The 13,892-nt window shown below is 71.3% G+C and carries 12 protein-coding genes; 5 read left to right on the top strand and 7 right to left on the bottom strand.

Going from position 1 to position 13,892, the window contains the following annotated elements; genetic code table 11:
* Positions 1 to 305: 305 nt before the first annotated feature.
* From ABZ457_RS25470 to ABZ457_RS25460, 3 genes are read left to right on the top strand one after another with little or no spacing between them, the layout of a single operon-like run.
* On the top strand, positions 306 to 677 hold the full coding sequence (locus ABZ457_RS25470; protein WP_359161473.1) for a helix-turn-helix transcriptional regulator: 372 nt from the start codon (positions 306 to 308) through the stop codon (positions 675 to 677).
* Positions 674 to 1,492, top strand: coding sequence for a hypothetical protein (locus tag ABZ457_RS25465; protein WP_359161470.1), 819 nt, complete (start codon positions 674 to 676; stop codon positions 1,490 to 1,492). Before ABZ457_RS25470 ends, ABZ457_RS25465 begins: the two co-directional genes overlap by 4 nt.
* A gap of 1 nt (position 1,493) precedes the next feature.
* The gene (locus ABZ457_RS25460) at positions 1,494 to 2,327 is read left to right on the top strand and encodes a DUF1206 domain-containing protein (protein WP_359161467.1); all 834 of its coding nucleotides are present in this window, start codon (positions 1,494 to 1,496) and stop codon (positions 2,325 to 2,327) included.
* Positions 2,328 to 2,445: 118 nt separating this feature from the next.
* On the opposite strand, the gene ABZ457_RS25455 is transcribed toward ABZ457_RS25460, so the two are convergent.
* The 3 genes from ABZ457_RS25455 to ABZ457_RS25445 all read right to left on the bottom strand — a co-directional run bounded on the left by ABZ457_RS25455 (position 2,446) and on the right by ABZ457_RS25445 (position 5,525).
* Positions 2,446 to 2,694, bottom strand: a complete 249-nt coding sequence (locus ABZ457_RS25455) for a hypothetical protein (protein WP_359161464.1) — start codon at positions 2,692 to 2,694, stop codon at positions 2,446 to 2,448.
* Positions 2,695 to 2,901: 207 nt separating this feature from the next.
* Positions 2,902 to 4,533 (bottom strand): L-glutamate gamma-semialdehyde dehydrogenase, encoded by a 1,632-nt coding sequence (gene pruA / locus ABZ457_RS25450; RefSeq protein ID WP_359161460.1) that lies wholly within the window; start codon positions 4,531 to 4,533, stop codon positions 2,902 to 2,904.
* 65 nt (positions 4,534 to 4,598) lie between these two features.
* On the bottom strand, positions 4,599 to 5,525 hold the full coding sequence (locus ABZ457_RS25445) for a proline dehydrogenase family protein (protein WP_359161457.1): 927 nt from the start codon (positions 5,523 to 5,525) through the stop codon (positions 4,599 to 4,601).
* A gap of 210 nt (positions 5,526 to 5,735) precedes the next feature.
* Here ABZ457_RS25445 and ABZ457_RS25440 point away from each other — a divergent pair, with 210 nt between their 5' ends.
* The gene (locus tag ABZ457_RS25440) at positions 5,736 to 6,896 is read left to right on the top strand and encodes a helix-turn-helix domain-containing protein (protein ID WP_359161454.1); all 1,161 of its coding nucleotides are present in this window, start codon (positions 5,736 to 5,738) and stop codon (positions 6,894 to 6,896) included.
* Positions 6,897 to 7,548: 652 nt separating this feature from the next.
* The gene (locus ABZ457_RS25435) at positions 7,549 to 8,271 is read left to right on the top strand and encodes a CAP domain-containing protein (RefSeq protein WP_359161451.1); all 723 of its coding nucleotides are present in this window, start codon (positions 7,549 to 7,551) and stop codon (positions 8,269 to 8,271) included.
* An 80-nt stretch (positions 8,272 to 8,351) separates the two neighbouring features.
* Here ABZ457_RS25435 and serA read toward each other — a convergent pair whose 3' ends face one another.
* The 4 genes from serA to ABZ457_RS25415 form a co-directional block, all read right to left on the bottom strand.
* Positions 8,352 to 9,944: a phosphoglycerate dehydrogenase gene (gene serA / locus ABZ457_RS25430; RefSeq protein ID WP_359161448.1), complete on the bottom strand. Its 1,593-nt coding sequence runs from the start codon at positions 9,942 to 9,944 to the stop codon at positions 8,352 to 8,354.
* Between the two features lie 258 nt (positions 9,945 to 10,202).
* Positions 10,203 to 11,204 (bottom strand): ketol-acid reductoisomerase, encoded by a 1,002-nt coding sequence (gene ilvC, locus ABZ457_RS25425; RefSeq protein WP_359161446.1) that lies wholly within the window; start codon positions 11,202 to 11,204, stop codon positions 10,203 to 10,205.
* 116 nt (positions 11,205 to 11,320) lie between these two features.
* Positions 11,321 to 11,845 carry an acetolactate synthase small subunit gene (ilvN, locus tag ABZ457_RS25420; protein WP_018845263.1) on the bottom strand — a complete coding sequence of 175 codons (525 nt, stop codon included), beginning with the start codon at positions 11,843 to 11,845 and terminating at the stop codon, positions 11,321 to 11,323.
* Between the two features lie 18 nt (positions 11,846 to 11,863).
* Entirely contained in the window at positions 11,864 to 13,720 is a 1,857-nt protein-coding gene (locus tag ABZ457_RS25415) for an acetolactate synthase large subunit (RefSeq protein ID WP_359161442.1), read from the bottom strand.
* Positions 13,721 to 13,892 lie beyond the last annotated feature (172 nt).

Raw genomic sequence — 13,892 nt, 5'->3', positions numbered from 1 at the left:
ACTCCTTGGAGATCGGAAGGATTTCGAAGGCGCCGGAAAGAGGCGGGGAGCGAGGCCGCAGGGATTGCCTGCGCAAGGGCTCTGGCTCACGACCGCCATTCGCTGGATCGAGCGAGACGTTCGGCTCCTACAAAAGTAGGGCAGCCCCACCGCTCTGTCTCCACAATTACTCGGACTTCCTACTATCTGAGACGGCCCTTCGAGCCGGCCTCCACCACCCCAGGTCAGGGCTGTTCCGCTTCCCGACTCAGATCGATGCACGATCTAGCTTGCACTCCTATCTAGCTGGTGATGAGATGCACCTCATGGCCGCAGACCGCAGAACCAGCTGGCTCAAGGGCGTGCTCGACCTGCTCGTCCTCTCCTGCCTCACCGGCGGCGAGAGCTACGGGTACGAGATCGCCAGGTCCCTCGCCGAGGCGGGGGTGGGCCAGGTCAAGGGCGGCACCCTCTATCCGGTCCTCAACCGGCTGGAGGAGAACGGCTATGTGGTCGGCGAGTTCCGCGCCGCCGAGCGCGGTCCGGGCCGCCGCTACTACCGGCTCACCGCCCTGGGCCGGGCACATCTGGCGGGTGAGACCACCGCCTGGCTGGAGTTCCACACCGCCGTCCGCGCCCAGCTGACCACGCCACCGGCCACGGGCCACGGCGGACCGACCCCGGGGGGAAGCGCATGAGCACCGAGGACACCCGCGACGCGGTCTGGTTCGACCGCCTCGCCACCGCCCTGCGCGCGCAGGGGGTGCCGGACGAGCGGGCCGGGGCCACCCGCGCCGAACTCGCCACCCACCTCGCGGAGACCGGCACCCGCGCCGAGGAGGAGTTCGGCCCCGCGGCGGAGTTCGCGGCGCGCCTCGGCGGCGCGGCACCGGGGCCGGGCGCGCCCGGCGAGGGCGTGGACGAGCCGGGTGAGGGGGCCGAGGAGTGGACCTGGACCGCGGACGTCTACCGCGACCTGGAACTCCTCGCCGCGCACGGTGACGCGGGCTGGGAGGTCCAACGCCTCGACAGGCTGGGCCGGTTCGTGTGCCGCCGGGAGCCCGGCACGGCGATGCGCTGGGAGTACCGGCGCGAGATCGTCGGCGCGGCCGGGGCACAGGCCCCGGACGGCGCCCTGGCCCGGCTGGCACCGGAGGGCTGGGAGCTGTGCGGCGAGTGGTTCCACTATGCCTACTTCAAGCGGCCGAGGTCGGCGGACGAGGGGCCGGCCGCGATGCTGACCGCGCTGCCCGCGCGGCCGGGCCGCTCCTGGTACATCGGCGCGAAGGCGCTCGCCCTGCCCGTCGGATGGCTGCTGGTGGTGGCCGTGGTCCAGGCGGGGTACTGGACGGGCCGGCTGGGCATCGGCTGGACGGTCGGCCTGCTGACCGGCGGGGCCCTGCTGGTGGCCCTGGCGACCCGGCGCATCGTCGCCTCGACGGCCTCCCCCGCCCTGCCGCAGCGGCCGCCGTTTCCCCGGGGAGGCGAGGGGCAGACGGGTACGGGAGGTTGACATGAACGCTCAGACACTCGCCGCATCCGGCCGCTCGTCGGCCCGGCGGGCGGCGAACAGCAAGGCCGTCGGCATAGGTGCTCGGTGGGGACTCGCCGCACGCGGCGTGCTGTACCTGCTCATCGGGGTGCTCGCGCTGCAGATCGCCTTCGGCGACAGCGGGGAGCAGGCGGACCGGGGCGGCGCCCTCGCCGAACTCGCCAAGCAGCCGGCCGGGCCGGTGATGCTGTGGGCGGTCGGCATCGGCCTGATCGGCATGGCCCTGTGGCGGCTGTCGGAGGCCCTGTTCGGGGCGGCCGGGGAGGACGGCCGCAAGGCGGGCAAGCGGGCGCTGTCCGGGGCCCGGTTCGTGTTCTACGCCTTCGTGGCGTACTCGGTGCTGTCCTTCGCCGCCGGTGAGAGCGGCAGCGGCTCCAGCGACCAGCAGTCGCAGGACGTGACCGCGCGTGCCCTGGAACTGCCCGGCGGGCAGTGGATCGTCGGCCTGGCGGGCCTCGGCATCATCGGCGCCGGCCTCTGGATCGCGGTCCGCGCCGCGCTGCGGAAGTTCCACAAGCACCTCAAGCGCGGCGAGATGTCGCGGAAGGCGAAGAGGTTCACCGATGTGACCGGCGTCGGCGGCGGCCTGGCGCGGGGCGCGGTCTTCGCGATGATCGGCTTCTTCGTCGCCAGGGCGGCCCTGGAGTACGAGCCCGACAAGGCGAAGGGCTTCGACGACGCGCTGCGCGCCTTCGCCGACACCCCGGCCGGGCCGTGGCTGCTGGCGCTCGTCGCGGCCGGGCTGGCGCTCTTCGGGGTGTTCTCCTTCGCCATGGCGCGGTGGCGCAAGGTCTGAACCCGGGTGGCCCGCCCGGGCCGGGCGGCACGAGACGGGCCGGGAGCGGCCGGGCGGCACGAGACGGGCGGGAGCGAGGGGATGCCGGGGCCGGGGCCTGTGCCATCCCCTCCGCGCGTCAGCCGGAGGTCGCCTCGTCCAGGACGCGCGCCACCCGCGCCGTCCACGCCGTGAACTCCTCGCGTGCCTCGGGGGTGAGCCCGGCGTCCCCGGCGAGAGCGGCCGCCTGGTCGTCGCTCAGCCCGTCCGTGCCCAGGTCGGCGAGGAGAACGTGGAGCCGGGCCATGACACCGGCCAGCCGGCGGGCGTCCTCGTGGTCGATGCTGTCCACCCCGTGGCCGGGGCCGAGAGTGGTGGATCCGGGCATGGCGTCCTCCTGGACTCCTCGGGAGCCCCCCTCCACACCGAAGCCTAGGGCCTTTCGACGGGACCGGCCGGGCCGGGGGCCCCGCCGCCCGGACCCGGCCCGGAACGTGAGCCGCCCCCGGCCGGTCTTGGGGGGACCGGCGGGGGGCGGTGTTCACGGGGTGGTACCGCGGGGGTACCGGGGGGGCACGGTGGCGCCGGGCGGGGGTCAGCCCATGTGCGGGTAGGTGTAGTCGGTCGGCGCGACCAGGGTCTCCTTGATGGCGCGGGTCAGCGTCCAGCGCATCAGGTTCTGCGGGGCACCGGCCTTGTCGTTGGTGCCGGAGGCGCGGCCGCCGCCGAAGGGCTGCTGGCCGACCACGGCGCCGGTCGACTTGTCGTTGATGTAGAAGTTGCCCGCGGCGTACCGCAGCTTCTCCATCGTGTGCGCGGCGGCGGCACGGTCGTTGGCGATCACCGCGCCGGTGAGGGCGTAGTCGGAGACGGACTCCATCTGCTCCAGCATGGCGTCGTACTCCTCGTCCTCGTAGACGTGCACGGCGAGGATCGGGCCGAAGTACTCCGTGGTGAAGACCTCGTTGCCGGGGTCGGTGCACTCGATGACCGTGGGGCGCACGAAGTAGCCGACCGCGTCGTCGTAGCTGCCGCCCGCGACGATCGTGCAGGTCGGGTCCTCCTTGGCGCGGTCGATCGCGGCCTTGTTCTTGGCGAAGGACCGCTCGTCGATCACGGCGCCGATGAAGTTCGACAGGTCGGTGACGTCGCCCATGGCGATGCCGTCGACCTCGGCCGCGAACTCCTCCTTGAAGCCCGAGTTCCACAGGGAGGCCGGGATGTAGGCGCGGGAGGAGGCCGAGCACTTCTGGCCCTGGAACTCGAAGGAGCCGCGGGTCAGGGCGGTCTTCAGCACGGCGCGGTCGGCGCTCGGGTGGGCGACGACGAAGTCCTTGCCGCCGGTCTCGCCGACGATCCGGGGGTAGGAGCGGTACTTCTCGATGTTGTTGCCGACCGTCTTCCACAGGTGCTGGAAGGTGCGGGTCGAGCCGGTGAAGTGGATGCCGGCGAGCATCGGGTGCTCCAGCGCCACCTCGGAGACGGCGAGGCCGTCGCCCGTCACCAGGTTGATGACGCCCTTGGGCAGGCCCGCCTCCTCCAGCAGCTGCATCAGCAGCACGGCGGCGTGGGTCTGCGTCGGGGAGGGCTTCCAGACGACGACGTTGCCCATCAGGGCGGGCGCGGTCGGCAGGTTGCCCGCGATGGCGGTGAAGTTGAACGGGGTGATCGCGTAGACGAAGCCCTCCAGCGGGCGGTGGTCCAGGCGGTTCCAGACGCCCGGCGAGTTCGCCGGGGGCTGCTCGGCGAGCAGGTCGCGGGCGTACTTGACGTTGAAGCGCCAGAAGTCGACCAGCTCGCAGGGGGTGTCGATCTCGGCCTGCTGGGCGGTCTTCGACTGGCCGAGCATGGTGGAGGCGGCCATCGTCTCGCGCCAGGGGCCGGCCAGCAGCTCGGCGGCGCGCAGGATGATCGCGGCGCGGTCGTCGAAGGACATGGCGCGCCAGGCGGGCGCGGCGGCGAGGGCCGCGTCGACCGCGTCCCGGGCGTCCTGGGCGGTGGCGTTGCCGAAGGTGCCGAGGACGGCCTTGTGGTTGTGCGGCTGCACGACGTCGAAGCGCTCGCCGCCGCCCATCCGCTTGACGCCGCCGATGGTCATCGGCAGCTCGATCGGGTTCTCGGCCAGTTCCTTGAGCTTGGTCTCCAGCCGGGCGCGCTCGGGCGAACCGGGGGCGTAACCGTGGACCGGCTCGTTGACCGGGGCGGGGACCTGGGTGACGGCGTCCATGATTCCGTGGCTCCTTCTGCGGGTTGAGCGAGGGGTGTAGAGGGCCGTGGGCCGGTTCGTGCGGGTCAGTTCTTGGTGATCATCGAGCGGGCGAAGAACAGCAGGTTGGCCGGCTTCTCCGCGAGCCGGCGCATGAAGTAGCCGTACCAGTCGGTGCCGTACGCGGTGTAGACGCGCATCCGGTGACCCTCGGCGGCCAGCCGGACGTGCTCCTCGCCGCGGATGCCGTAGAGCATCTGGAACTCGTACTCGTCCAGCTTGCGCCCGGCGCCCCGGGCGAGCTCCTGGGCGATGGCGATCAGGCGCGGGTCGTGGGACCCGATCATCGGGTACCCCTCGCCCTCCATCAGGATGCGCAGGATGCGCACATACGCCTTGTCGATCTCCGCCTTGTCCTGGAGGGCGACGGAGGCGGGCTCCTTGTAGGCGCCCTTGACGATCCGGACACGGCTGCCGTTCGCGGCGAGGCGGCGGGCGTCGTCCTCGGTGCGGTACAGGTACGCCTGGATGACGCAGCCGGTCTCCGGGAAGTCCTTCCGCAGCTCCTCGTGGATGGCGAACATCGAGTCGAGGGTGGTGTGGTCCTCGGCGTCCAGCGTCACCGTGGTGCCGATCGCGGCGGCGGCCTCGACGACCGGGCGGACGTTGGCGAGGGCCAGCTCGTGGCCGCCCTCCAGGGACTGGCCGAACATCGACAGCTTGACCGACATCTCGGCCTTCGGGCCGAAGCCCAGACCGGCCAGGTGCTCGATCAGCTCCAGGTAGGCGTCGCGCGCGGCGGCGGCCTGCTCGCGGGTGGTGATGTCCTCGCCGACGACGTCGAGGGTGACCTCCAGGCCCCCGGCCACCGCGTCCTGGACGATCGGGACGACCTGGTCGACGGTCTCGCCGGCGATGAAGCGGGCGACGACCTGCTTGGTGCCCGGCGCGGCCGACACGAAGCGGCGCATGCGGTCGCTGCGCGACGCGGCGAGGATCACGGGACCCAGCACGGGCACCTCCATGGAGCACGTTCAGAAGAAGGGGCGGAACCCGGGAAGTCCGACGAGACCGACGAGACCGACGAGACGGGAACATTCCGGAAACCGCACGAAGAACCACCGTGAAACCTAAGGATGGCGCGGATCGCGAACCATCGACAGCTGTCACGCATCCGTGTCCCGGATCTCAGACATCTGTCTGAGGGGTGCGAGAATGACCGGGTGAAAGGCGACTACCAGGACCTGGTCGACGAGGTGTCCGCGCTGCTCGGGGCCCCCGCGACACTGGAGGACCGGGACTTCGGCCTGATCGCCTTCGGCGCCCACGACAGCGACGACGACACGGCGATGGACCCGGTCCGCACCCGCTCGATCCTCACCCGGAAGTCCACCCCCGCCGTGCGGGCCTGGTTCGAGGGCTTCGGCATCACCCGGGCCACCGGCCCGGTCCACATCCCCGCCGAACCGGAGGCGGGCGTCAACCGCGCCCGCCTCTGCCTGCCCGTCCGCCACCGGGGCGTGGTCCTCGGGTACGTATGGCTGCTGGACGCCGATCCCCGGCCCCGGCCGGACCGGCTGGCCTCCGCCATGGAGGTGACGGAGCGGATCGGCCGGCTCCTCGCGGACGAGGAGCGGGCGGGCGCGGACCTGTCCCGGGAGCTGCGGGCGGTCCTGGCGGCGGACCGGGGCCGCCCGTACGACACGGCCCTCACCGCGCTGGGCGAGGCCCTCGGGGAGGACGCGCAGGGGCTGCACACCCTGGTGTGCGTGCTGCCCTGGCGGTCCGGCGACGCGCCCTCGGCCCGGTCGCTGCCCGGGGCCGCGGCGCTCTGCACGGTGGCGGTGCGCGGCGGCGCGGGGGACGCCCTGGCGGCCCTGGTGCGGCTGCGGTCCCCGGAGAACCCTGGGCCGGCGGTCGCGGCGGCGGCCCGGCTGCGGGAGTCGGCGGGCACCGGCCCGGGCGGGGACGGCGGCGCCGGGTGCGGGGTCGCGGCGGCCCGGCGTGGGCTGGCCGCGCTGGACGCGTCCTGGCGGGAGGCGGTCGCGGCGGCCCGGGCATCCCTCGCCGAGCCGCGGCTCGGTCCGGTCGCCCACTGGCCGGAGCTGGGCGCGTACCGGCTGCTGACGGCCCTGCCCCCGGAGGCGTCCGAGGACCCCGCCGTACGGGAACTGCTGGCCCCCGCCCACGCGGAACTCGCCCGTACCGCCGAGGTGTTCCTCGACCGCGCGGGCCAGGCCGGGCGCACGGCGGCCGCCCTCGGCATCCACCGGCAGACCCTCTACTACCGCCTGTCCCGCATCGAGCAGCTGACCGGCCTCGATCTGGACGAGGGCGGCGACCGGCTGCTGCTCCACATGGCCCTCAAGAGCGCAAGACTGTAGGGCTTGCCGCGCTCACCGAGATGCGTCAGCCCTGGTCCGACAGGGCTCACGGCGAGGGCCCCGGGAGCGGCCGGACAGGGCACCGCGATACGCCGTGACTGCGGGCAGGCATGGAACAGGTCGCGGCATTTGCGATCGAGAACGAATCGAACCGTTGCTTCGTGACAACCGCCACAGGCTTTTTCGGACACCGGCAGGTCGATACTACGTGCCGTCTCGACGACATAAGCAGGTTTGTCCATCTCGATACGGACATGCCTCACACAACCCTCGGCCACCTCGCCGTCGCGCCCACCCGCACCCATTCGCAGGCCGAAAAGGGCCATTTGACGGGCAGTCACGAATCACGGCGGCTCCGGCAAGCGCACCAGCACGCCCGGACGCCCATGGCAAGGGGGTGCCCTCACTACTACCCCTCTCCGTAGAGGGTCGTCGTTGTCCTCCGCTCCCGGCCGTCCTAACAATGGCTGCCCGCAAAGGCGCCGCCGCAGGTCGCACACAGAACGTGCCAGGCCAGCCCCTCGGTGGCGCTCCGCGATGACGAACGAGGTCACACATGAGCAAGCACCGCCGACCGACGCATTACCGGAAGATAACCATCGCTGCCGTCACCGTGGCCGCCGTGGGGGTGCCCTCTGTAGCCATGGCATGCATGGACCCGCAGGACGATCGGGACAGCCGCGCCCGCGGCGAACGGCAGAACGTACGCTCCGACCAGCGGTGGCACGACAACGAGTCGGGCCCGCGATGGGCGGGGGACAAGAAGGACCGGAAGCCGACCCGGCCCTCGTCGGGGAACCCGACACGCACCGCACCGCCGGCCGCCCCCAAGACCAAGGACCCCAAGGCCGCCGCACCGAAGCCGAAGGCCCCGAGGACCAAGGCGCCGAAGCCCACCGCGCCGCCCACGACCGCGCCGAAGCCCACCGCACCGAAGCCCACCGCACCGCCCACCACCGCGCCGAAGCCCTCCGCGCCGTCCACGACCGCGCCGGTGTCCGGGCATGTCGCCCGTGTCGTGGCGCTCGTCAACAGCGAGCGCAGCAAGGCCGGATGCTCGCCGGTGACCGTGAACGCGAGACTGTCCAAGGCCGCGCAGGCGCACAGCGAGGACATGGCCTCCCACCGGAACATGTCCCACACGGGCTCCGACGGATCGAGCGCGGGTGATCGCATCACGCGGGCCGGCTACAACTGGAGCACCTACGGCGAGAACGTCGCCTACGGATACTCGACTCCCGAACAGGTCATGGCGGGCTGGATGTCCAGCCCCGGCCACAAGAAGAACATCCTGAACTGCGGGTTCAAGGAGATCGGCGTCGGCCTCGCCCAGCCCGACGACTACTGGACGCAGAACTTCGGCACGGCCGGATAGGCATCCGCCGCGGGCCGAGGGGCCCGGTGCGTGGGTGCACCGGGCCCCTCGGCCACTCTCCTGCGGGCCCGCGGGCCGCCTCAGTCCGTGAGGTTCACCGAGCGGGCCGAGGCCGCGCCGATCTCCTCGGCGATCTCCGTGACCACGGCCGGCGGGACCGTGTCGTCCACGGTGAGGACGACCAGCGCCTCGCCGCCCTCCTCGGCGCGGGAGACCTGCATACCGGCGATGTTCAGCCCGGCCTCGCCGAGGATGCGGCCGACGGTGCCGACCACGCCCGGGCGGTCCTCGTAGCGCAGCACCAGCATGTGGTCGGCGAGCGCCAGGTCGATGTCGTGGTCCCCGATGGCCACGATCTTCTGGAGGTGCTTGGGGCCGGCCAGGGTGCCGGACACGGCGATCTCCTCGCCGCCGCCGAGGGTGCCGCGCACGGTGACGACGTTGCGGTGGTCGGGCGACTCGGAGCTGGTGGTCAGCCGGACCTCGACCCCGCGCTCCTGGGCGAACAGCGGCGCGTTGACATAGGACACCGTCTCGTCCACCACGTCCTCGAACACGCCCTTGAGCGCGGAGAGTTCGAGGACCTTGACGTCGTGCTGGGTGATCTCGCCGTAGACCTCGACGTCGAGGCGGACGGCCACCTCGCCCGCGAGGGCGGTGAAGATGCGGCCCAGCTTCTCGGCGAGCGGCAGGCCGGGGCGCACGTCCTCGGCGATGACACCGCCCTGGACGTTGACCGCGTCCGGGACCAGCTCACCGGCGAGCGCCAGGCGCACCGAACGGGCCACCGAGATACCGGCCTTCTCCTGCGCCTCGTCCGTGGAGGCACCGAGGTGCGGGGTGCAGACGACCTGGTCCAGCTCGAAGAGCGGGGAGTCGGTGCAGGGCTCCTTCGCGTACACGTCGAGACCGGCGCCGGCGACGCGGCCCTCCTTGAGCGCCGAGAACAGCGCCTCCTCGTCGACGATGCCGCCACGGGCCGCGTTGACGATCCGGACCGAGGGCTTGACCTTGTGCAGCGCCTCGTCGCCGATGAGGCCCAGGGTCTCGGGGGTCTTCGGGAGGTGGACGGTGATGAAGTCGGAGACCTCCAGCAGCTCGTCCAGGGTGAGGAGCTTGACGCCCATCTGCGCGGCGCGGGCCGGCTGGACGTAGGGGTCGTAGGCGACGATCTTCATGCCGAAGGCGGACATCCGCTGGGCCACCAGCACACCGATGCGGCCGAGGCCGACGACGCCGAGGACCTTCTCGCTCAGCTCGACGCCCGTGTACTTGCTGCGCTTCCACTCGCCGTTCTTCAGCGCGGTGTTGGCCTGCGGGATGTTGCGCGCGCTGGCGACCAGGAGGCCGCAGGCGAGTTCGGCGGCGGTGACGATGTTGGAGGTGGGGGCGTTGACCACCATCACACCGGCCTTGGTGGCGGCGGAGACGTCCACGTTGTCCAGGCCCACGCCGGCGCGGGCGACCACACGCAGCTTCTTGGCGGCGGCCACGGCCTCGGCGTCGACCTTGGTGGCCGAACGGATCAGGATGGCGTCCACGTCGGCGATGGCGGGCAGCAGCTCCGCGCGGTCCGCGCCGTTGCAGTGCCGGATCTCGAAGTCCGGACCGAGTGCGTCCACGGTGGCGGGCGACAGCTCTTCAGCGATGAGTACGACGGGTTTCGAGCTCACGGTGAGTCCTCACATGTCCGGTGCAGACGGCCGTCCCGACGGCCGCAGCGGTGGAGGGGGCTAGCCGCGTGGAAGACGCACGACACTGTGGGCCTGACGCGTATGTACGGATGAGTGTAGTGGTGACAGGGGCCGCGTCACGCGCCTCGTCGGCAGGATCACCCGTCCGTGGCGGGACGAAGTGTCGCAGGGCCCGCGCGGGCGGCCGGGATGCCCCGAGGGGACCGCGCGGACGCGGTCCCCTCGGGAGCCGGGGCCTCAGCCCTCGTCGTTGTCGACCCAGCTCATGAGCTTGCGCAGCTCCTTGCCCGTGGTCTCCAGCAGGTGCTCGGAGTCCTGGGTCTTGTACTCGTTGTACTTCTTCAGACCGCCGTGGTACTCGTCCATCCAGTTCTTGGCGAAGGTGCCGTCCTGGATCTCGGCGAGGACCTTCTTCATCTCGGCCTTGGTCTGGTCCGTGATGATGCGCGGGCCGGTGACGTAGTCGCCCCACTCGGCGGTCTCGGAGACCGACCAGCGCATCTTCTCCAGGCCGCCCTCGTACATCAGGTCCACGATCAGCTTCAGCTCGTGGAGGCACTCGAAGTAGGCGATCTCCGGCTGGTAGCCCGCCTCGGTCAGGGTCTCGAAGCCCGCCTTCACCAGCGCCGCGGTGCCACCGCAGAGGACGGCCTGCTCACCGAAGAGGTCGGTCTCGGTCTCCTCCTTGAACGTCGTCTTGATGACGCCCGCGCGGGTGCCGCCGATGCCCTTGGCGTAGGACAGCGCCAGCTCGAACGCCTTGCCCGTGGCGTCCTGCTCGACGGCCGCGATACACGGCACGCCGCGGCCCTCCTCGTACTGGCGGCGGACCAGGTGGCCCGGGCCCTTGGGGGCGACCATGGCGACGTCGACACCGGCCGGGGGCTTGATGAAGCCGTAGCGGATGTTGAGGCCGTGGCCGAAGAAGAGGGCGTCGCCGTCCTTGAGGTTCGGGGCGATGTGCTCCTCGTAGACCTGGGCCTGGATCGGGTCCGGGACCAGGATCATGATCACGTCGGCCTCGGCGGCGGCCTCCGCCGGGGTGACGACCCGCAGGCCCTGCTCCTCGGCCTTCGCCTTGGACTTCGAGCCCTCGTGCAGACCGACCCGGACGTCGACGCCGGAGTCGCGCAGCGACAGCGCGTGGGCGTGGCCCTGGCTGCCGTAGCCGATCACCGCGACCTTGCGGTTCTGGATGATGGACAGGTCGGCGTCGGCGTCGTAGAACAGCTCGGCCACTGGGATTCTCCTTGGAATGCTGGTGTTGCGTCCCACCGTACGGCGGGCGTGGACGGGAGGGTTGCCGGGTCTCGACTGGCGAGACCTGCGCGGACGGCCCGGGGCGCCGGGAGGGTTCAGGCGCTGCGGTCCAGGGCGCGCAGCGAGCGGTCCGTGATGGACCGGGCGCCGCGCCCTATGGCGATCGTGCCGGACTGGACGAGTTCCTTGATGCCGAACTGCTCCAGCATCTTGAGCATCGCCTCCAGCTTGTCACTCGAACCGGTGGCCTCGATGGTGACGGCGTCGGGCGAGACGTCGACGGTCTTGGCGCGGAAGAGCTGGACGATCTCGACGATCTGGGAGCGGGTCTCGTTGTCGGCGCGGACCTTCACCAGCACCAGTTCGCGCTGGATCGCGGCGGAGGGCTCCAGTTCGACGATCTTCAGGACGTTGACCAGCTTGTTGAGCTGCTTGGTCACCTGCTCCAGCGGCAGGTCCTCGACGCCGACGACGATGGTGATGCGGGAGATGTCGGGGTGCTCGGTGACGCCGACCGCGAGGGAGTCGATGTTGAAGCCGCGGCGGGAGAACAGGGCGGCGATCCGGGCCAGGATGCCGGGGGTGTTCTCGACCAGGACCGAGAGCGTGTGCTTGGACATGGCTTTCTCTGCTCTCTCTCAGTCGTCTTCGGCGTCGCCGAAGTCGGGACGGACACCGCGGGCGGCCATGACCTCGTCGTTGGAGGTGCCGGCGGCGACCATCGGCCAGACCTGGGCGTCCTCGTGGACGATGAAGTCGATGACGACCGGGCGGTCGTTGATCGCGTTGGCCTCCTCGATCACCTTGTCCAGGTCCTCGGGGGACTCGCAACGGATCGCGTGGCAGCCCATCGCCTCGGAGAGCTTCACGAAGTCCGGGACGCGGGTGCCGGCGCTCTTCTCCAGGCCGGTCGCGTCCGGGCCGGAGTGCAGCACGGTGTTGGAGTAGCGCTGGTTGTAGAAGAGGGTCTGCCACTGGCGGACCATGCCCAGGGCGCCGTTGTTGATGATGGCGACCTTGATCGGGATGTTGTTGAGCGCGCAGGTGACCAGTTCCTGGTTGGTCATCTGGAAGCAGCCGTCGCCGTCGATCGCCCAGACCGTGCGGCCGGGGCGGCCGGCCTTGGCGCCCATCGCGGCGGGGACCGCGTAGCCCATCGTCCCGGCGCCGCCGGAGTTGAGCCAGGTGGCGGGCTTCTCGTAGTCGATGAAGTGGGCGGCCCACATCTGGTGCTGGCCGACGCCCGCGGCGAAGATCGTGCCCTCCGGGGCGAGTTCGCCGATGCGCTTGATGACCTGCTGGGGGGCGAGGCTGCCGTCGTCGGGCTGCTCGTAGCCCAGCGGGTAGGTGTCCCGCCAGCGGTTCAGGTCCCGCCACCAGGCGGTGTAGTCACCGGCGTTGCCGTCGCTGTGCTCCGCCTGGACCGCCTGGACCAGGTCCGCGATGACCTCGCGGGCGTCGCCGACGATCGGGACGTCCGCGGTGCGGTTCTTGCCGATCTCCGCCGGGTCGATGTCGGCGTGGACGATCTTGGCGAAGGGCGCGAAGCTGTCCAGCTTGCCGGTGACCCGGTCGTCGAAGCGGGCGCCGAGGGCGACGATCAGGTCGGCCTTCTGGAGCGCGGTGACGGCGGTGACGCTGCCGTGCATGCCCGGCATCCCGACGTGCAGCGGGTGGCTGTCGGGGAACGCGCCCAGCGCCATGAGGGTGGTGGTGACGGGCGCGCCGGTCAGCTCGGCGAGGACCTTCAGCTCGGCGGTGGCGCCGGCCTTGAGGACGCCGCCGCCGACGTAGAGGACGGGCCGCTTGGCGCCGGTGATCAGCTTGGCCGCCTCGCGGATCTGCTTGGCGTGCGGCTTGGTGACCGGGCGGTAGCCGGGCAGGTCGGTCTGCGGGGGCCAGGAGAAGGTCGTCTTCGCCTGGAGGGCGTCCTTGGCGATGTCGACGAGGACCGGGCCCGGGCGGCCGGTGGCCGCGATGTGGAACGCCTCGGCGATGGTGCGCGGGATGTCCTCGGCCTTGGTGACGAGGAAGTTGTGCTTGGTGATCGGCATGGTGATGCCGCAGATGTCGGCCTCCTGGAAGGCGTCCGTGCCGATCGCCTTGGAGGCCACCTGGCCGGTGATCGCGACCAGCGGGACGGAGTCCATGTGTGCGTCGGCGATCGGGGTGACCAGGTTGGTGGCGCCGGGTCCTGAGGTGGCCATGCAGACGCCGACCTTGCCGGTGGCCTGCGCGTAGCCGGTGGCCGCGTGGCCGGCGCCCTGCTCGTGGCGGACCAGGACGTGCCGGACCCTCGCGGAGTCCATCATCGGGTCGTACGCCGGGAGGATCGCGCCGCCGGGGATGCCGAACACCGTCTCCGCCCCCACCTCCTCAAGGGAGCGGATGAGGGACTGCGCGCCCGTGACGTGTTCGACGGGGGCGGAGGGCTGTCCGCCGCTGCGGGGCCGCGGCTGCGGATGGGCCCCGGTGGCCTGCTCGGTCATCGGCATTCTCTTCTCGATGCGATGGGTTTTTGCGAGGGTTTGGTACGGGTCTGCTCTGTGCCGGTGCAACAAAAAACCCCTCGTGCCGTCAGGCAAGCGAGGGGAGCGCGTCGGAGGTTCCAGCGGGGCCTGTCAGTGGCGGCCCTGCTCAGCCGACGCGCTGTCCAAGTACGAGAAT

The organism is Streptomyces sp. NPDC005805, from assembly GCF_040630445.1.
Lineage (GTDB): Bacteria > Actinomycetota > Actinomycetes > Streptomycetales > Streptomycetaceae > Streptomyces.
This window is presented reverse-complemented; position numbering and strand designations above follow the sequence as displayed.

Coding starts and splice junctions, on each gene's coding strand:
- ABZ457_RS25470 (WP_359161473.1), top strand. CDS start 306: ATGGCCGCAGACCGCAGAACCAGCTGGCTCAAGGGCGTGCTCGACCTG.
- ABZ457_RS25465 (WP_359161470.1), top strand. CDS start 674: ATGAGCACCGAGGACACCCGCGACGCGGTCTGGTTCGACCGCCTCGCC.
- ABZ457_RS25460 (WP_359161467.1), top strand. CDS start 1,494: ATGAACGCTCAGACACTCGCCGCATCCGGCCGCTCGTCGGCCCGGCGG.
- ABZ457_RS25455 (WP_359161464.1), bottom strand. CDS start 2,694: ATGCCCGGATCCACCACTCTCGGCCCCGGCCACGGGGTGGACAGCATC.
- pruA (WP_359161460.1), bottom strand. CDS start 4,533: ATGGACGCCGTCACCCAGGTCCCCGCCCCGGTCAACGAGCCGGTCCAC.
- ABZ457_RS25435 (WP_359161451.1), top strand. CDS start 7,549: ATGGACCCGCAGGACGATCGGGACAGCCGCGCCCGCGGCGAACGGCAG.
- ilvN (WP_018845263.1), bottom strand. CDS start 11,845: ATGTCCAAGCACACGCTCTCGGTCCTGGTCGAGAACACCCCCGGCATC.
- ABZ457_RS25415 (WP_359161442.1), bottom strand. CDS start 13,720: ATGCCGATGACCGAGCAGGCCACCGGGGCCCATCCGCAGCCGCGGCCC.